We start from the raw sequence: 17,540 nt of genomic DNA, 5'->3' as shown, positions 1-17,540 counted from the left end.
GGTTCGGGGGACTTCGCTTTTCGCAGACGTCTCTTTGTTACATCTTGTGGATCCTGATAAATGAAACTTTCAGGACCTGCCGGCCGGTTTGGCGGATACAATGAGCGCTTCGGCATGGAAGCGAATCTGTTTTGACGGAGGACTTATGAAGATTGCCTTGCCGCGCGTTTCTCTTACACCCTTGCCCACGCCGGTCGAATCGCTTGCGCGGCTGGGCCAAGCCCTGGGCGGGCCGCGCCTTTTCATCAAGCGCGACGATCTGACCGGGCTTGCCGGGGGCGGGAATAAGACACGCAAGCTCGAGTTTCTGGTTGCCGACGCTCAGCTCAAGAAGGCCGACACCCTCATTACGCTCGGGGCGGTGCAGTCGAATCATTGCAGGCAGACAGCAGCAGCGGCTGCCAGGACGGGCTTGCGCTGCATCCTTGTCTTGCGTGGCCATGCGCCGGCGCAACCGGTGGGCAACCTGCTCCTCGATCGTCTGCTGGGAGCTGAAATCCGCTGGTCGGGCGACCGGACGCGCGAGGAAGTCATGGATGAGGTGGTGGCAGCCGAACGGGCGGCGGGACGCAATCCTTACCCTATTCCTCTCGGCGGTTCGAATCCGCTGGGAGCGGCGGCTTATGCTGCTGCGATGAATGAGATCCTGACCCAGACGACGGAGCATTTCGACCGCATCGTCTTTGCATCCAGCTCAGGCGGCACTCACGCCGGGCTGGCGGTCGGTGCCGTCATGGCCGGCTTCCGTGGCCAGGTGCTTGGCATCAGCGTGGACGAGGACCTGGCGTCGCTGCAGCGCCTGGTTGCGGAGATTGCCAACGGGGTGTACCGTCTGCTGGGCGAGCCGGGAACCATTCAGCCCCGCAATATTTTTGCCAACGCGGATTGTCTGGGCGCCGGCTATGGGATCCTGGGCGCGCCGGAGCGCGAGGCCATCGACCTGTTCGCGCGTTACGAAGGGATAATCGTCGATCCGGTATATACCGGCAGAGCTGCAGCGGGCATGATCGACCTTATCCGTCGTGGCGTCATCGGCAAAGATGAGACGGTTCTGTTCTGGCACACCGGTGGTGTCCCTGCACTGTGGGCTTACATGAATCAGCTCGCCTGATTTCGGATTTTTTGATTTGGCGCCAGCGAACACTCGCAGCCCCATCGTGACTTCGATAGCGACCGCAGGTTCCAAATCAAAATTCCGCAATCCAAGATCCAAAATCATGAGATGCGGCTTTTCACCATGGCTGCCGCTAAATGAACCACCAGGCTGCGGGGGAAGAGCCAGCTGGCGAAGGTCTGCAGCTTGTTGCTTATGCCGGTTATGCTGATGCGCTTGCCGGCTTCGAAATCATGGAGGCCGATGCGCACGCAGTCGGCCGCGCTCATCCTGGGTCTCGTGCGCGCGCTCTCAGCGCGCTCTCCTGCAACTTGCTGGAATTCGGTTTCGGTGTAGCCCGGACAGAGCGCCATCACACGCACGCCCGAGCCGCCTAACTCTTCGGCCAGCGCCTCCGTGAAGCTCAGTACATAGGCTTTGGTCGCCGCGTAGACGCTCATGTAAGGGACCGACTGAAAGGCCGCCGTGGAGGCCACGTTGATGATGCCTCCCGACCGCTTCCGCGTCAGGATCTTCGCGGCCTCGAGAGACAGCTCGGTCAGCGCGCTCACATTGAGCTCAATCATCTCGAGACATCTCGCCGCGGCGATGTCGACTGCAGGCCGGGCCGCTCCGAATCCGGCGTTGTTGATGAGCAGGCTGAATCTGTCCGGTTCGAGCGCGATGCTCGAAACGAGTTGCTGCCGTTCTGCACGGACCGTCAGGTCGAGCTTCAGGATCCCGGCTTTTGCCTGGCCGCGTGCTTCGATGTCCCCGGCCAATTGCTTGAGCCGCTCTTCTCTGCGCGCGACCAGAAGCAGGTCGTACCCCCGTGTCGCCAGCTGTTTTGCCATCTCCCACCCGATGCCCGCGGAAGCCCCGGTAACCACGGCCAGTCCCTTTGTCACGTTGTTCTCCTCGTTGCAGTAAAACTTCCAAACCTTGCAGTGGACACTCCGTACTCTCGAGCGCCAGGTCGACACCGGCAACCTATAATTTACTCTCGATCTCAAAGGAGGTGCGACTTTTTAGAATCCATGACCCGCAATCCAAAATCCAGGTTCAAGAGCATTTGCTGTCTGTGAAGGTTTGCGATTACCATAGCAGGTGCGAGGAGCGGAGCTTGAAATGAACCGCACCATTCTGCACGTCGACATGGATGCCTTTTTTGCGGCGGTGGAGCAGCGCGACCACCCCGAGTATCGCGGCAAGCCCGTGATCGTCGGATCCGATCCCAAAAATGGCAGAGGCCGCGGGATCGTGGCGACGTGCTCCTACGAAGCGCGCAAGTTCGGCGTGCACTCGGCGCAGCCGATCTCTGAGGCCTGGCGCCGCTGCCCGCAGGGCATCTACGTCCGGCCGGACATGGGCAAATATGCGCGCGCCTCGGACCGCCTGATGGCGATCCTGCTCGAGTTCACCGACATGGTTGAGCAGGTCAGCATCGACGAGGCATTTCTCGATGTCACTGGCAGCCGCAGGCTGCTGGGTTCGGGGATCGAGATCGCCCGCAAGATCAAAGCGCGCATCGTTGAGGATCAGCACCTGACGGCTTCGGTGGGGATTGCGGCAAACAAGTTCGTCGCCAAGGTGGCGTCGGATCTGCAGAAACCAGACGGCCTGGTAGCCGTCGAACCTGGGCGGGAGCGGGAGTTTCTCGCGCCCCTTCCTATCAGGCGACTGTGGGGTGTTGGCGCCAAAACCGAGGAAGCGCTCGGCCGCCTCGGCATGCGGCTGATCGGAGATATCGCCCGGCTCGAACATGCCGATCTGATCCGGCGCCTGGGGCAAAGCGGCGACCACCTCTGGCAACTCGCACACGGGATCGACGACCGCGTCGTCTCGCCCGAAGAAGGCTTCAAGTCGATCGGCCACGAAACCACTTTTGATCGGGATACTGCGGACCGGCAGCTGCTCCACGACACGCTCCTCGAGCTGGCCGAGAAAGTGGCCCAGCGCCTGCGCGCAAACGATGCCCGCGGCCGGACGATTACCGTCAAGCTGCGCGAGGCCGATTTCTCGACATCAACGCGCCGCACCACTCTGCCGCAGCCGGCCGACACCACGGAGAAGATATTTCCGACGGCCTGGAAACTCATGCAACCGCTCATCCGCACTGGAAAGCTGGTGCGCCTGATAGGAGTCTATGCCAGCAACCTGGGCACGCCGGAGAACAAGGGCCAGCTGCCTCTCTTCGACCAGACGCCGGAGAAAGACCGACAGCTGGCACAGGCACTCGACCACATCACGCGCCGTTACGGAGACGGCTCCATCACCCGCGCCTCCCTGGTAGCTTCCAAGAAGAAGGACTCCTGTGAAAAGTGATTGACACTCGCGCACGGCAAGGGGATAAACGTTTCGACGGTTGCGCGATGTGGCCTGCCGAGGACAACACTTCGAGGAGGAATGCCTATGACCGCCAGGCTGCTCAAGGGCGCGGACGTAGCCAGGGAGATTCGTGAAGAGCTCCTGCAGGAAGTGCAGCGGCTCAAAGAAACCCGCGGCGCTGTCCCGGGACTTGTGACGGTTCTGGTCGGCAACAATCCCGCCTCGGAGAGCTATGTCCGGGCCAAGCAGAAGACGGCCCACGAGCTTGGTTTCTATTCGATCCAGGACAGCCGGCCGGAGAGCATTTCCGAGGATCAGTTGCTGGCGCTCATCGAGGGATACAATCGGGATGAGCGGATCCACGGCATCCTGGTCCAGCTGCCGCTGCCGCGCCACATTAACGAGGCCAAAGTGCTGTACGCCGTCGATCCCAAGAAAGATGTTGATGCGTTCCACCCGGTGAACGTCGGCAAGCTGGTGATCGGACAGGCGGATTATCTTCCCTGCACCCCCGCCGGCATCCAGGAGCTGATCGTTCGTTCCGGTGTGGAGACCAGCGGTGCCGAAGTGGTCGTCATCGGCCGGTCCAATATCGTGGGCAAGCCGATAGCAAACATGATGCTGCAAAAGGCAAAGGGCGCAAATGCCACTGTGACGGTTTGTCACACGAAGACCCGGGATATGGCCTCGCACTCAAGGCGCGCCGACATCCTGATCGTGGCTGCCGGCACACCGGAATATGTCCGGGGTCACATGATCAAGCCCGGCGCAGTGGTGATCGACGTGGGCGTCAATGAGGTGGGACGTACAGCCGACGGCAGGAGAATGCTGAAGGGGGACGTGGCTTTTGAGGAAGCCGTCGAAGTCGCCGGCGCCATCACGCCAGTTCCCGGAGGCGTGGGGCCGATGACCATCACCATGCTCATGAAGAACACGGTCCGGGCATGCAAGGTGCACATGTCTTGATGAGGCCGGATCTGCAATAATCAAAATCCCGGGTCCGTTGACTCTTGCAGATCCGGCCCCTCTGAAAATGGGAGTGAGGAACGTGCCGGAGAATTTTCTCAGGCTGGCTCTTGATCAGGGTGAGTTTTTTATTTCTGCCGAGCTGGTGCTGGGCCGGGACCATGCAGTCACGGAGGCAGAGACCTTCGTCCTGGACGCGTCCCGCGAGAGCAAGGGCATCAAAATCATCAGCATCACCGATCTGCCGGGCGGCAACCCGGCCCTGCCTCCGGAATCCTTCGCATCTTTCATAGCCGAACGGGGCTTGACGCCGCTGGCCCACCTGAGCGGCAAGGATGGCAACCGGGCCTTCCTCGAAAGCCGCCTGCATGCTCTGGCGCGCATCGGGGTCGAAAGCATCCTGGCGCTCACGGGAGACGCGCAGAAGGACGGATTTCTGGGCAAACCCAAGCCGGTCTATGATCTCGATTCCGTCTTGTTGCTCGGGCTTATAAACGCCGTCGGCGCCGGCATCGAATACACGCTTGGATCCCGGACCGTCCGGACGACCCCCTTCGCTTTCCTCGCGGGTGCGGTGGTGAATCCCTACAAAACCAGCGAGCCCGACCAGATGATGCAGCTTTACAAGCTGGAGCTGAAAGTGGCTGCAGGAGCCCGTTTCATCATCACCCAGCTGGGCTTCAATCTTCGCAAGCTTCTTGAGGTCAAACAGTTTCTGATGAGGGAAGGGCTGGGCGGCGTGCCGCTGGTGGCCAATGTCTATGTGCCGACCGCGACCATCGCCCGCATGATGAAGGATGGGGAGGTTGCCGGATGCGTGATTCCGGATGCTCTGATTGAGCGGCTCGAGAAGGAGAAGAAACCGGAGCGGCTCGAACGTGCGGCCCTGATGGTTGCCGCGGCGAAGGACCTTGGATTCGCCGGGGCGCATGTGGGCGGATTCCGGCTCGCGCATGCCGACTATGTGACCATTCGCGACCGCGCCCTGGAAATCGGAGCGGATTGGCGGCAGCGGGTGGAGGATCTGATTTTCCCCTACCCCGGCGAATTCTATCTCCTGCCGCCAGGTGAGGGCGGCCTGAGCGACCCGGACGCAACGTATCAGACCGCCGCTTCTCCACACCTCTCCCTGTTGCAGCACCTCACCCTGGCCGTGCATGAGCACCTCGTGGCCGGGGATTCAAGCGGGGCCCGATTTCTTTCGGCGAGATTGGGAGTTTCTGCCGGCTTGCCCAACGACGATTCGTGGCGTTGCGGATTCTGGTATCGGCTGCTTGGGGCGGCGACGCTCTATCGCAGAGCCGTGCTGGGATGCTTGAGTTGTGGCGACTGCTTGCAGGATCACCTGAGCTACGCGGGATGCACCATGCGCTGGTGCTATAAGGGCCTGCGCAACGGCCCATGCGGTGGCTCGCGCGTGGATGGAAGCTGCGAGGCGCACGCGGATCTGCGCTGCGCGTGGGAGAACGTCTATCTCAGCACCTTGGCGATCCGGGAGGATCCGGCGAAGTTCGCCCACACCTGGCTCCCGCCCCGGGATTGGCACCTGGACCAGACGAATGCTCTGGCAAATCGTCTCGCCGGGTTGGATAATTACCCGCGCCGGCAGAAGATCTGACCGGCGGGTCCGGGGAGAAACCACAAAAGACACGAGATACACGGAAGGCATTATGCGTGTTGCGTGTGTTTTGTGGTTTCTTATGTTTTAGATCCACTAGGAGGAGCGCGGGGAATGACGGAAAAGAGAGGCGGAGTGTTGTCCGATACCGACAGGACGGAACTCTTGAACCGCGTGGAGGAGAAGGCGGGCTCCTATATGAACAAGTATGGGGGCTGCGGCCAGTGCACGCTGCGGGCGCTCCAGGAAGAAATGGATCTCGGCGGAGGCGCGGCGGTGTTGAAGGCAGCAGGTTTCACCAACATGGGAATCGCGCTGACGCAGAACATATGCGGCGCGTTGCTGGGTTGCATCATGGCCATGGGATTGGCCTGCGGGCGCGAGGATTTCGCCGATACCATCTACCCCCAGCCCGAGGTGGTGGACGAGACCTACCAGCTGCCCCGTTCTCTGATGCTGATCCGGGGCTTTTATCAACGCTTCATACAGGAATTCGGCAGCTGGTCCTGCCGCGATCTGCAGATCCGGATCTTCGGCCGGAGCTTTGAGACCGTGATCCTGGAAGAGGAGGAAAGGTTTCACCTGGCGGGCGGACACACGGCGTGCGTCAGTCTTGTCGGCAGGGCCGCGCGTCTCGCGGCCGAAACCATCCTGGAGCTTCCGTGCCGCTAGAGAGCGAATCGGGAGCACTTCGACATTCCGGTTCGGGTACGGCGGCAAATCTGCCGGTGAGGCCGGCGAATCGGCATGTCCCCTTCTGCTTTACGTGCGCGGGTCTTCCATCAATGTCCTGGCCAGCCTGGTAGCGGACGCCGCATCGGGGGCGTAGCCGTCGGCGCCGTATTCATCCGCGAGCCGCTGATTCAGGATGGCGCCGCCGACCATGATCTTCACCCTGTTTCTCAAGCCCTCTTTCTGAAGCGCTTCGATGACCCCTTTCATGCGGGGCGCCGTGGTTGTCAATAACGCAGACATTCCCAGGATGTCGGGGCTTTTCGTCTTGACGGCATTGACGAACTCATGGGTCGCAACGTCCGCGCCCAGGCTGAGGACCTCGAAGCCGGCTCCTTCCAACATGATGCATACCATTCTCTGGCCGATGTCGTGCACGTCGCCCTCGACGGTCCCCATGACGACCTTGCCGACCTTCTTGACGTCGGACCGGGCGAGCTGCGGCTTCAGCAACTCGAGCGCTGAGGTCATCGCTTCCGCGGCCAGGAGCATTTCGGGAATGAACTTCTGCCCCTGTTCATACTCGTTCCCGACCAATTCCATCGCGGGAATGAGCGCCCTGTTAAGAATTTCCTCTGCCGGGTGATCTGCCAGAGCTTGCCTCGTGAGCGCGACGGCCTTCTGGTCTTCCATGTCTACAATGCTGAGCTTGATCTGCTCCAAAATGTCATCGGCAAGGGTCATTTCAGCCTCCTCGATACTCTCAGTCAGACCAGCGAAGTTGTGGCGAAGTTCTTGGAGTGCGCGAGCTTGCTGCCGCCTGTCAAGGCGCGAGCAAGCTCGCGCACTCCAAGGACGATGGGGGATGTTCCGGTTTTCCGGTTCCAACGCCGCCGCTTGAATGTGATGATCGAAAAATCGGGATGTCCCCCTTTCGCCGGCGCATTACGACAAACGGCCGTGCTTTCTTGCGGCGTAGACCACCGTGTCAATATTGACGAAGGGCACACCCTGCGGCGTCCAGCAGTTGGGCCCGAGGATGCTGCGCAGTCCGCTCCCCTCGACGACCTGGATGATTTCCCTGCACTCCGCCTCGATGGTGTCCGGCGTGCCGGCGTCAAGAGTTGTGGCATACGGCACGGGAACCTTCTTGTCGGTGCTCGTCAGCGTGGTGGCCCCGATGTTGCCGTTGATGGCCTTGGCGCGTGCCCTGCCGGCCCTGTTTTGCTCGGTGATTCTTTCGACGCAGAGCCGGATGTCCATCGGGCCGAGGAAATAGCAGTCGGCCTGATTCTGTGCGATGAGGTCCAGTCGATCGTGCCAATTGCCGCAGGGATGGAAAACGACAGGCAGCCCCGTCTCCTTCCGGATGGCCTCGATGAACTTCCTTTCCATCGGCTGGGTGAGTTTCTCGTAGACGGCCCGCGAGATGCAGTCTGCCGAGGACACCGGATCGTTGACCCACACCAGATCCGCCCCGGCTTCCACCTCTGCTTTTACCATCTCCAGCCATGGATCGAGAGCCAGTTCCATGAGTTCCTGCGCCCAGGCGGGATCGCGCACGACCGTGGTGAACCACTTCTGGAAACCGAGCAGGCAGCCGACGGTTCTGGACGGGCAACTCCCCCATGTCATGATGGGGACGTGCTGCTTTCCGCCTCCCCTCTTGGTCAATTCCTCTTTGAGCCTCCGGATGACGTAGAGGACCTTGGGCATGTTGCCGTCTTTTCGGGGATCGATTTTCCAGTTGATCTTTCTGGTGTCCTCCTTGCTCCTGATGGCGGGCTCCTTTACCATGGGCACGTCGTCTTCCGGATACTTCAGCACGGTGCCCAGGGCCTCCTCGACCGGCCCCATCATGTCGTAGTCGATCACACAGTCGTATTGGAACCTCTCCTGGCCCAGGATTTGTGCTTTGACATACAGATCGGGGACCTCCCAGGTCTGAAGGAACTTCAGCCCTAAATACTCGAGCGGGGCAAAGCGAGGGTAGATGTGCACCGGCACGCGGTCGGGCTTCTCGCCGCGGAGTGCGGCCATCATCCGCTCCATGGGGGTCATTTCCGTCACTTGATTGTACAAGTAGTACATGAACCTGATTTCTCCGTAAGGGCCGTCTCGTTCATTAAGAACTGCTCCTGTCGCACTTCTTCACCCGGCTTGATGATCACGAAGTCCTCGGTGACGCAGAGATCGCCGGCGGGGACGGCGGCCCGGCCAAACTCGAGCAGGCGCCGGATGAGTGCGTCCGAGCCGACGCGCTCCGTGTACTGCCAACGCCAGCGTTCCCGGCAGAACTCGGCTACCCGCATGGCCCGCGGACGGTAGCGCTCCAGGTCTTGCGGGCTGAAGGCGACGAAACAGACCTTCCGATAACGTCCGTAGAGGGCGTCGGAGATCAATGCGGCCTTTGCCGGGCCATACTTGTCGCAGTGTTTCTGGTGCTCGCTCATGGGCTCGCCGCCGCATTCCAGCCATCCCGGAGTGATGTAGTATGTTGCGGGCTCGGCATGGAACTCCCTGAGGTAGGCGGCACGCGATCCGAGAAAAAAGGAGACGCAGTCATCGACTCTGGGAATAATGAGCGTGTGGTGTCTCGCCTGCAGGCCGATCAGGCCGTTGCCGCAAAGTCCGAATCCGATCAACACGAGGTGGGGCGCTGCGAGAGCATCGATCTGCTCCTGAATGGCGGCCCGCATCTTCCGGGGCGTAAGGTGCAGGCCATAGTCCATGAAGATGAACGGGATCTCGATGCCGGTGCGAACTACTTCCCGGAGCACTGCGCAGGCGATGACGACGGCTTGCTGGTTCTCTGCCATGAATGAATCCCTTTAAACTGCACAGCGGGTCGCAGCTGCCGGGCGCGATCTGCAGCTCTCCCGCAAGCAAGCTGATTTCAAGATCATTCTGATGCTTCCCCTATCGCAAAATCTAGGGTGTCTTCGGACTGCCGGAGCCCGCCTGCTGCGGCTCGAGCCTGCCGTTCCGATAGGCGTGCAGATAACCCATGCAGTGCGCATCCCGCCCCCCAAGCGCCTCAGCAGCCAATATCCGTGCCATCAATCCTGTGTCACAAGGATCGATGATGGCTGCGTCCATTCCCCTTCCCAGGAGCATCAAGAGGAAGACCTCATTCAGCAGCTTGCGGACGGGGAGTCCATAGGAAACGTTGCTCACACCGCAGCTGGTATGGACACCCGGGCACTGCCTGTGGATTCGGCTAATGGCCTCGAGAACCGCAGGACCGTGCTGCGAGCCCGTGCTGACGGGAAAAACGCAGGGATCTACATAGATATTGCCCGCCGGGACACCCGCCGCGGTCAGCCGCTCCACCAGGCTGACGGCGGTGGCTACGCGGTCCTCGAGACCTGTGGGCGGGGCTCCGGCGGCAAGGCAGAGGGCGATGACCTTCGCATTGTGCTGCTTAACCAGAGGCAACACAGCCTGGAATCTCTCCGGATCGTCGGTGATCGAGTTGATCATCGCCGGTTGCCGGCACAAGGGCAGAGCCTGCCGCAAGGCCTCGGGATCGGCGCTGTCCAGACAAAGAGGCACCTGCGCGACCTCCTGGACGGTCTTCACTAGCCAGGACAGGTTTTCCACCTCATGGCCCGCGACGCCGCCGTTGACATCCAGCATGTGCGCCCCGGCCTCCACCTGCTTCCTGGCTTCCTCTTTGATGAAGTCCTCATCCCTCTTCGTTACCGCTTCGCCAATACGCTTGCGCGTTGCGTTAATGCGTTCCCCAATAATCAGCACGGTTTTCCCTCCCCTCATGGTTAGCCGGAATTGCCCTGCGGTTGTCCGATGCCTCAGCGCTGAGATCGCAGGGAAAACAGGAACTAATAACAAAATTCCTGCAGCCTCCGCGCTTCGAGCTACCGTACCGGCAGTTTTCTCACCCCCCGAATTCGTAGCGGCCTGAGCCCTTGGATTCGTGGGCCGCTGCGATCTGGCGATAACTCTTCAACAGACGTTCGCCGATCATTCTCGCAAGGCGCCGAAAGAGAACCAGGCCGCAAACCGGATAACGGTCGAAAATCTCGTTCAACCTCTCCCTTCGGATTTTGACGAGGCGGACGTCGGAGAGGCATTCGGCCGAGCTCGAATAAACGTCACGCCCCACGAGGCTGGACCATCCGATGGCATCGCCTTGGTTTTCCACGATCTGAGTGACGATGCCTCGATCCCCGGCACTCAGCCGCACCCTGCCCTCCTCGATCACATACAGAAAGCCGGCTGGATCTCCGGCCTTGAACAGAAGGTCTCCATTTTGGTGTGACTCGTGAGTCAGGCTTCGGGAAATCTCGTCCATGAACTCCGGGCTCATTCCCTGGAAAAGATAGGCCTTCTCGATGAACATAAATCTTCCTCTCCCCTGCAAACGCGATCACGGGGTCTCTGATGTAATCATGATATCGTCTCGTTCTTCATTGCACCGGCAATTTTCTCCTGCGCAGGGGCTGGTAGTTCAGAACAGACCTTTCACCTCGCCGGTGGCGGTGTCCACATCGACGCGGCGGAATCCCGGGTTGGATCCTGTTCCGGGCATCAGGCTGATGCTCCCGGCCAGCGGACAGAGGAACTTGGCTCCCGAGAAGATCAAAACGTCGCGAATGGGAAGAATCCAACCTTTCGGAACGCCCTTGAGCGCGGGATCATGAGTGAGGCTTAGGTGAGTCTTGACCATGAGAGTGGCATAGTCTGCATATTTCGGGTCAGACTCGAGTATTTCGGCCTTTGCCTTAGCCTCGGGAGTCCACGCAACGGCGTCAGCCCCATAAACTTCCTGAGCGATGGTTTCGACGCGGTCTCTCAGTTTTCTATCGAGCGGATAGAGGTAGTGGAAATCATTCCTGTCTCTGCAAGCCTCGGTTACAGCTTCGGCAAGTTCTACGGCGCCCTCTCCACCCTTGGCCCACTGGTTGGACACGGCGCAACGCGCCCCGGCAGCCTCTGCTGCCTTGCGCACCATCGCGATCTCATCCTTGGTGTCGCTGGCGAAGCGGTTGATGCACACCACGGGGTGAATCCCCGCTTTGCGGATGATTTTGATGTGATGGACCAGGTTGGGAATTCCCCTTTCCAGCAATTCCAGATTCTCTTTGGTGTACTCCGGAGGCAACGGAATGCCGGGAACGACAGCTGGGCCGTTACCGTGCATTTTGAGGGCCCGGATGGTGACAGTAAGAACCGAGGTGCTGGGAGCGAGGCCGGCGTAACGACATTTCACATTCCAGAATTTCTCAAAGCCGACATCGGCCCCGAATCCGCTCTCTGTAACATGATACTCAAACAGCTTGAGTCCGACCCGGTCACCGATTATCGAGGACTGGCCTACGGCGATATTGGCAAAAGGCCCGGCGTGCACCATACAGGGTTGGTACTCGGCCGTGCTGCACAGAGTCGGGTTGATGGTGTTGCGCATCCAGGCGCACATGGCGCCGTCCACCTCCAGATCCCTGGTCGTGACGGGGTTGCCGCGGCGATCGAAGGCCAGAGTGATGTTTGCCAGACGCTCTCTCAGATCCGCCAGATCCCGCACGATGGCGAGAATGGCCATGAGTTCGGAGCTCGGTATGATGTTGAACTGGGACTTCATCATGTAGCCGTCGTTCCTGCCGCCGATGCCGATGATTATGTTGCGCAGGGCCTGGGCGCAGAAATCCATCACCCAGGTGAATTCGACACGCGTGGGATCGACATCGAGGCGGCGCATCCTGGTCAGCTTTTGCAGCTGCTCATCGCCGTAGTTCCGTTCATGCTGCATGCGTGCAGTCAGCGCTACCATGGCCAGATTGTGGGCATTCATGATGTCGTTGAGGTCTCCGGTCAGCCCCAGAGAGAACTCGGTCATCGGGATCAGCAGCGCGTTCCCGCCGCCGGCTGCAGTCCCCTTGATATTCATCGTAGGCCCGCCGGAAGGTTGGCGCAGGCATCCGCCGGCATTCTTGCCCAGTTTGCCCAGGCCTTGAATCAGGCCGAGAGAGGTGGTTGTCTTCCCCTCTCCCAAAGGTGTGGGTGTGATCGCGGTTACTTCCACAAATTTGCCGTCGGGACGGTCTTTGAGGCGGTCCATGATCCGGAGAAAATCCAGCTTGCAGACTCTCCCCATGGGGAGAACTTCATCTTCCTGCAATCCCAGGCGTTCCCTCCATGCGGCAGGAGAGGGCATGTTTTTTTCGGCTGCTTGAGCAATCTGCCAGTCTGCCATCTTGCTCGCATCGTAGGGCATTCTCATCTCCTCCCCGCCTCGGGCAGAATAAGCAGGAGATCAACGCAGGGGGTGCAGAGCAATGGGCCAATCTCTGCGCCCTCTGCGTCGAGATTTCAGCAGTTGCCGTTGCTATTTCAGCAACTCGCAAAACCGCTGGTATTCATCGTCCGGCATCTGGAACCAGTTTTCAGGCTGGGGGAAGCTGCGCCCGGTAACTTCCTTGACGTACTGCTCGAGTCCCTGCTGGATGACTTTGCCGGCATCGGCAAAGACTTTGGCCATCCTGGGCTTGAATCTGGGGTACAGCCCGAACATGTCGTGGTAGATCAACAGCTGGCCGTGGGCGTCCGGCCCGGAACCGAGGCTGATGATGAAACAGTTCCTGGCCCGCTCCGTGATCACTTTGCAGACTCGATCGGGAACCATTTCGAGCAGGATGGAATAGGCGCCGGCCTCTTCAAGCGCCTTGGCATCATCCACGATCTTCTTTGCCTGGACCGCGCCCTTTCCCTGGACACGGAATCCTCCCAGCGCGCTGGAACTCTGCGGAGTCAGCCCCAGGTGGCCCATGGTCGGGATGCCCGAGCGGACCAGTGCTGCGATGCGGTCGGCCATTTCAATGCCGCCCTCGAGTTTAACGGCATTGCAGCCGGCCTCGGCCATGAAGCGTCCGGCACTGCGAATAGCCGTTTCGATGCTGGGTTGGTAGCTCATGTAGGGCATGTCCCCGATCAGCCAGGCGTTCGGCGAGCCGCGCCGCACAGCCTGGGCGTGTCGGATCATGTCTTCCATGGTCACCGGCAAGGTGCTTTCATATCCCAGCATGGTCATGCCCAGGCTGTCGCCCACCAGGATAATATCGATGCCGGCGCGATCCTGCATGACCGCGGTCGGAAAGTCATAACAAGTGAGCATGGCAAGCGGCTGCCCTTCGGCGACTTTTTTAAAAAGAGATGGCAGCGTCGCTGGTTTTCTTTCGGTCATAGCTCCTCCACGAAACTCCATGATTCGTATGCAAGCTCAGGGCATCAATGACGACGGCCGTTGATATCATCCACCCCTGGGAATGTCAAGCGCGCTCAGAAAAGTGATGAGCGATGAGTCTTACACTCATTGCTCATCACTCAGTACTCGGTACTAAAAGAGCGGGCGTTGATGGTAGAATCCGGTGTCTGCAGTGCGCGCAATATGACTTCAAAACCGCTTCAAGGAGAATTTCCATGGCAAGGCCGATCCAGCAACTGCTCAAAATCCCCCATAAACGGTTGAACGAGATCAACGCTGTTCTGCTCGATCCCGATACGCGCGTCATCAGGGATCTCCTTGATGTCGTGGCACGATATGGCACGCCTGCGGAGATCAATCGGAAAGCGGTGCGGGCCGGGAAATTGTCGGCACTGCGCAAACGCGTGCGCGAGGTCAAGCCCGAATTCCTCGATTCGCTGCGCTGGCTGGAGTCGGAGAGGGACAGAGGCGCGTTTATCGGGATCCAGGCTTACCGGCACAAGGTCCTGGGCGATCGCGTCGCGTCCATGCAATTCAAGGACGACTTCGCCGTGACGCTCGAGGTCAGTGCGGCCCAGTACTTCCCATGGGTGATCGCTGCCGCGGAGCGAGCCATTGCCCAGGGCTCACTGATGCCCGGACGTTTCATCTGCGTGCGCAAGATGAAGGAACAGGAGGCGGATGGCGACCTGCCGGCTTTCGCCGCCGCCATGCAGATCATCGGCGCCAGCTATGTCGAAACTCTGGACACCAGGGGGACCGATGGCTCGAACATCCACCTGGGCGGGCCGGAGACCATAACCGGCTACTTCGGCGGCGTCGGCCAACCCAACGCGCACGTACTGCAGTGGATCGATGAGTTCCTCTACTTTTATACCAACTACGGTGTGCGCCAGGTACTCAACATCAATCCCGGCACCGTCTTGGCCGGATACCTCCTGCATCGCCTCGGCGTGAATATCGAGTTCAAGATCTCCGTTTTCATGGGCAACGACAATCCGTATGCGGCCCTTTGGACTCTGATCGGGGCCAGGTTGTTCTCGCGGCGCGACGGCGGTACACCCCTGATCGGCTTCAACTGGAGCAACTCCGTCAACAACGAGTCGATGGAGATCACGGCCCAGTTTCGCAAGACGCTTGGTCTCGAAGAGTTCGTGCGCTTCGAGCACCATATCACGGAAACCTACAAGAGCATCGTGCGCCAGCCCTACAATCGCCGGAATGAATTGATCGAAATCGCCGGTCATGTCGCCAATATCTCAGCCAAGCACGAAGGCGGAGAGCCGGAAGTCGAACAAACCCGGGTACACGCCTCGGACATCCTGGATTACTTCCGTGACAAGCAGGAGGTCATTGCCTCGGGCGACTGGGACCACATGGCCCAGAACTTCATGGACAAGGTCGATTCCACCAACAGGACCGCCTGGGCCCTGACGGAACACGGTCTTTCCTTTGTGGCCGCCCAGAAACTTCATCCGGCATCAGCGTGACACGGAGGATGCTCACCTCTTCCAGAACCCCGTCGGGTAGAATTGATGGCACAAGACATGGAGGCTCGAATCTGCGTTTCTATCCGTGAATCCACCTCCCAGAGAGCCGTTGAGGCGGCGGGGCGCGCCGCCGCTTGGGCCGATGTGGTGGAGTTCCGTGCCGATTTTATCCAGGATCTCAACCTCGACCTGCTCTTCCGTACCAAGCCGCGTCCCGTGATCTTCACCCTGCGGTCACGCCGGGAAGGCGGAGCTTATGCCGGCTCGGAGCAGCGGCGACTGGGAACGATCCTGCAAGCAGCACGGTGCGGCGCAGACTACGTGGACGTGGAGTTCTCCTCCTCCTGGCAGGAGATCCTGCAGGCCCTGCCGCATGAAATGGTGATCTTGTCCTGCCACCATTTTGAACAGGCTCCCGCAGATCTGGATGTGCTCGTGAATGCCATGGCTGCTTCGGGTGCCGGCATCCTCAAGCTCGCCGTGCGTGCCGGCTGCCTTGCCGACAACCTGCGCATCCGGGAACTTCTCGAACATGCGCGGGAGCGGTGCCTGAAATTGTGCGCGCTCGCCATGGGGCGCGAGGGACTGCCCAGCCGGATCCTCGGATGTTGCTGGGGATCGTGGATGACCTATGCCAGCCTGCCCGGCGGGCAGACGACTGCCGAGGGACAACTGCCCGTCGATGTGCTGCTGCATCAGTATCGTGTTCGCGAAATCACCCACGACACCCTTCTCTTCGGCGTGCTGGGGAAGCCGCTGGAGCATTCCCTGTCACCCCATGTCCATAATGCCGCGTTTGCTGCGCGCGGTGCCAATGCGGTGCTGCTTCCGCTCGAGGCAGCGGACTTCGATGACTTCCTCCGGTTTCACGCTTCAATCCCGATGCAGGGAGTTGCCGTTACGATCCCATACAAAGGGGATGCGCACGCGCTCGCGCACACCTTGTCGGTTGCGGCCGAGCAGACTGGAGCAGTCAACACGCTGATTTTCACGAAGAACCGGTGGCACGGCGAAAACACGGACGTCGAAGGCTTTCTTCGTCCCCTCAAGCGGTTCGCGCTTCCGGGAAACATGCGCGCAGTCGTGCTGGGAGCCGGCGGTGCTGCGCGAGCCGTGATTCATGCGCTGCGCTCCGAGGGTGCTGAGGTCTGCGTCGTGGCACGCGACCGCTCCCAAGCGCGCGATCTGGGAAACAAGTTTCAAGTGGAGTACGCAGCGTGGGACCGGCTCGAAAGTCTGCACTGGGATCTTCTGGTCAATGCGACGCCGATAGGAATGATTCCGGAAACAGACCGGTCTCCGGTGCCCGCAAACTGTCTTACGGGCCAATGGGTGTACGACCTCGTCTACAATCCTGCAGAGACCCGATTGCTGGCAGAAGCCGGTCGGCGTGGCTGCATGACTATTGCGGGAAACGAAATGTTCCTCGGGCAGGCCTGGAAACAGCAGTGCCTCTGGTGCGGGACGCCGCCTCCCGAGGAGGTCATGGAGGCGGCGCTGAAAGCGGCATTGGAAAAATCGTGACCCATTCCAGCCCCGGCGCAGCCAAATGAAAAGGACAAAATGAGCGAACGCAAGGCCAGCATCATACGCACTACGGAGCTTGCGGAGGTGAAGGCAGTACTCGACCTCGACGGCAAAGGCTCGGCTGCCGTGCAGACCGGGTCTCCCTTTCTGGATCACATGCTGACTCTGTTTGCCAGGCACGGGGCCTTCGATCTCGAGGTCCACTGCAGAGCGGCGGGCGAAACCGATCCTCATCATCTGCTCGAAGAAGTCGCCTTTTGCCTGGGCCTGGCGCTGGACAAGGCACTCGGGGATAAGAGGGGGCTCCTGCGCTCGGGGCATTCCTGCGCGCCCGTGGAAGAGCATCTCGCTCGCGCGGTAGTCGAGTTTTCAGGTCATCCGTGCCTGGTCTATCGCGTGCGCGCGTCGGCCCCGTCTCTCGGCGGCGTGGACGCCGGCGAAATTGAGAACTTCTGGAAGACCTTCGTCGCTCAAGCCCGCTTCACCCTGCACATTGAACTCCTCTATGGCGGTGGAGGATTGCCCGCCTACGAAGCCCTCTTCAAGGCAGCGGCCCGCGCCGTGAGTGATGCATGCCGGCTTCAGGGATCTTCCTCCCAGCGCGTGGGCGTGGAATAGCTCTCA

General features: G+C 60.3%; 16 protein-coding genes. 8 read left to right on the top strand and 8 right to left on the bottom strand.

The annotated features are described in order from the left end of the window. The first annotated feature begins 145 nt into the window (after nucleotides 1-145). Nucleotides 146-1,111 (top strand): D-cysteine desulfhydrase family protein, encoded by a 966-nt coding sequence (locus LAP85_08895; protein ID MBZ5496508.1) that lies wholly within the window; start codon nucleotides 146-148, stop codon nucleotides 1,109-1,111. A gap of 104 nt (nucleotides 1,112-1,215) precedes the next feature. Here LAP85_08895 and LAP85_08890 read toward each other — a convergent pair whose 3' ends face one another. Then, nucleotides 1,216-2,001 (bottom strand): SDR family oxidoreductase, encoded by a 786-nt coding sequence (locus tag LAP85_08890; protein MBZ5496507.1) that lies wholly within the window; start codon nucleotides 1,999-2,001, stop codon nucleotides 1,216-1,218. A 220-nt stretch (nucleotides 2,002-2,221) separates the two neighbouring features. Between LAP85_08890 and dinB the strand changes: the two genes are divergently transcribed. From dinB to LAP85_08870, 4 genes are all read left to right on the top strand, one after another. Beyond that, on the top strand, nucleotides 2,222-3,418 hold the full coding sequence (gene dinB, locus LAP85_08885) for a DNA polymerase IV (GenBank protein MBZ5496506.1): 1,197 nt from the start codon (nucleotides 2,222-2,224) through the stop codon (nucleotides 3,416-3,418). Nucleotides 3,419-3,505: 87 nt separating this feature from the next. Beyond that, a complete protein-coding gene (locus tag LAP85_08880; protein ID MBZ5496505.1) occupies nucleotides 3,506-4,387 on the top strand; it encodes a bifunctional 5,10-methylene-tetrahydrofolate dehydrogenase/5,10-methylene-tetrahydrofolate cyclohydrolase in 882 nt (293 codons plus the stop codon). Between the two features lie 82 nt (nucleotides 4,388-4,469). Continuing rightward, nucleotides 4,470-6,005, top strand: a complete 1,536-nt coding sequence (locus LAP85_08875; GenBank protein MBZ5496504.1) for a methylenetetrahydrofolate reductase C-terminal domain-containing protein — start codon at nucleotides 4,470-4,472, stop codon at nucleotides 6,003-6,005. Between the two features lie 114 nt (nucleotides 6,006-6,119). Next, on the top strand, nucleotides 6,120-6,677 hold the full coding sequence (locus LAP85_08870; protein ID MBZ5496503.1) for a C-GCAxxG-C-C family protein: 558 nt from the start codon (nucleotides 6,120-6,122) through the stop codon (nucleotides 6,675-6,677). A 90-nt stretch (nucleotides 6,678-6,767) separates the two neighbouring features. Here the strand turns inward: LAP85_08870 and LAP85_08865 are convergent, their stop codons facing one another. The 7 genes from LAP85_08865 to panB all read right to left on the bottom strand — a co-directional run bounded on the left by LAP85_08865 (nucleotide 6,768) and on the right by panB (nucleotide 13,878). Beyond that, nucleotides 6,768-7,421: a corrinoid protein gene (locus tag LAP85_08865; protein MBZ5496502.1), complete on the bottom strand. Its 654-nt coding sequence runs from the start codon at nucleotides 7,419-7,421 to the stop codon at nucleotides 6,768-6,770. Nucleotides 7,422-7,622: 201 nt separating this feature from the next. Then, nucleotides 7,623-8,768, bottom strand: a complete 1,146-nt coding sequence (locus tag LAP85_08860; GenBank protein MBZ5496501.1) for a uroporphyrinogen decarboxylase family protein — start codon at nucleotides 8,766-8,768, stop codon at nucleotides 7,623-7,625. Then, nucleotides 8,744-9,496 (bottom strand): DUF1638 domain-containing protein, encoded by a 753-nt coding sequence (locus LAP85_08855; GenBank protein ID MBZ5496500.1) that lies wholly within the window; start codon nucleotides 9,494-9,496, stop codon nucleotides 8,744-8,746. Before LAP85_08855 ends, LAP85_08860 begins: the two co-directional genes overlap by 25 nt. A 112-nt stretch (nucleotides 9,497-9,608) precedes the next feature. Further along, nucleotides 9,609-10,436, bottom strand: a complete 828-nt coding sequence (locus LAP85_08850; protein ID MBZ5496499.1) for a dihydropteroate synthase — start codon at nucleotides 10,434-10,436, stop codon at nucleotides 9,609-9,611. A 139-nt stretch (nucleotides 10,437-10,575) separates the two neighbouring features. Further along, a complete protein-coding gene (locus LAP85_08845; protein ID MBZ5496498.1) occupies nucleotides 10,576-11,040 on the bottom strand; it encodes a cyclic nucleotide-binding domain-containing protein in 465 nt (154 codons plus the stop codon). A 108-nt stretch (nucleotides 11,041-11,148) separates the two neighbouring features. Beyond that, complete coding sequence (locus LAP85_08840) at nucleotides 11,149-12,912, bottom strand: formate--tetrahydrofolate ligase (GenBank protein ID MBZ5496497.1); 1,764 nt, start codon at nucleotides 12,910-12,912, stop codon at nucleotides 11,149-11,151. A gap of 111 nt (nucleotides 12,913-13,023) precedes the next feature. Then, entirely contained in the window at nucleotides 13,024-13,878 is an 855-nt protein-coding gene (gene panB, locus LAP85_08835) for a 3-methyl-2-oxobutanoate hydroxymethyltransferase (protein MBZ5496496.1), read from the bottom strand. A gap of 236 nt (nucleotides 13,879-14,114) precedes the next feature. Here panB and LAP85_08830 point away from each other — a divergent pair, with 236 nt between their 5' ends. Genes LAP85_08830 through hisB form a run of 3 tightly spaced genes read left to right on the top strand, consistent with a single transcriptional unit; the run spans nucleotide 14,115 to nucleotide 17,534 of the window. Further along, entirely contained in the window at nucleotides 14,115-15,389 is a 1,275-nt protein-coding gene (locus LAP85_08830) for a hypothetical protein (protein ID MBZ5496495.1), read from the top strand. A 45-nt stretch (nucleotides 15,390-15,434) separates the two neighbouring features. Further along, nucleotides 15,435-16,913 (top strand): shikimate dehydrogenase, encoded by a 1,479-nt coding sequence (gene aroE, locus LAP85_08825; GenBank protein ID MBZ5496494.1) that lies wholly within the window; start codon nucleotides 15,435-15,437, stop codon nucleotides 16,911-16,913. A 39-nt stretch (nucleotides 16,914-16,952) separates the two neighbouring features. Next, entirely contained in the window at nucleotides 16,953-17,534 is a 582-nt protein-coding gene (gene hisB, locus LAP85_08820; protein MBZ5496493.1) for an imidazoleglycerol-phosphate dehydratase, read from the top strand. Nucleotides 17,535-17,540 lie beyond the last annotated feature (6 nt).

The organism is Terriglobia bacterium, assembly GCA_020072565.1.
Classification (GTDB): Bacteria; Acidobacteriota; UBA6911; order UBA6911; family UBA6911; genus JAFNAG01.
This window is presented reverse-complemented; position numbering and strand designations above follow the sequence as displayed.

Coding starts and splice junctions, on each gene's coding strand:
- hisB (MBZ5496493.1), top strand. CDS start 16,953: ATGAGCGAACGCAAGGCCAGCATCATACGCACTACGGAGCTTGCGGAG.
- dinB (MBZ5496506.1), top strand. CDS start 2,222: ATGAACCGCACCATTCTGCACGTCGACATGGATGCCTTTTTTGCGGCG.
- LAP85_08845 (MBZ5496498.1), bottom strand. CDS start 11,040: ATGTTCATCGAGAAGGCCTATCTTTTCCAGGGAATGAGCCCGGAGTTC.
- LAP85_08895 (MBZ5496508.1), top strand. CDS start 146: ATGAAGATTGCCTTGCCGCGCGTTTCTCTTACACCCTTGCCCACGCCG.
- panB (MBZ5496496.1), bottom strand. CDS start 13,878: ATGACCGAAAGAAAACCAGCGACGCTGCCATCTCTTTTTAAAAAAGTC.
- LAP85_08855 (MBZ5496500.1), bottom strand. CDS start 9,496: ATGGCAGAGAACCAGCAAGCCGTCGTCATCGCCTGCGCAGTGCTCCGG.
- LAP85_08870 (MBZ5496503.1), top strand. CDS start 6,120: ATGACGGAAAAGAGAGGCGGAGTGTTGTCCGATACCGACAGGACGGAA.
- aroE (MBZ5496494.1), top strand. CDS start 15,435: ATGGCACAAGACATGGAGGCTCGAATCTGCGTTTCTATCCGTGAATCC.
- LAP85_08880 (MBZ5496505.1), top strand. CDS start 3,506: ATGACCGCCAGGCTGCTCAAGGGCGCGGACGTAGCCAGGGAGATTCGT.
- LAP85_08830 (MBZ5496495.1), top strand. CDS start 14,115: ATGGCAAGGCCGATCCAGCAACTGCTCAAAATCCCCCATAAACGGTTG.
- LAP85_08865 (MBZ5496502.1), bottom strand. CDS start 7,421: ATGACCCTTGCCGATGACATTTTGGAGCAGATCAAGCTCAGCATTGTA.
- LAP85_08840 (MBZ5496497.1), bottom strand. CDS start 12,912: ATGCCCTACGATGCGAGCAAGATGGCAGACTGGCAGATTGCTCAAGCA.
- LAP85_08860 (MBZ5496501.1), bottom strand. CDS start 8,768: ATGTACTACTTGTACAATCAAGTGACGGAAATGACCCCCATGGAGCGG.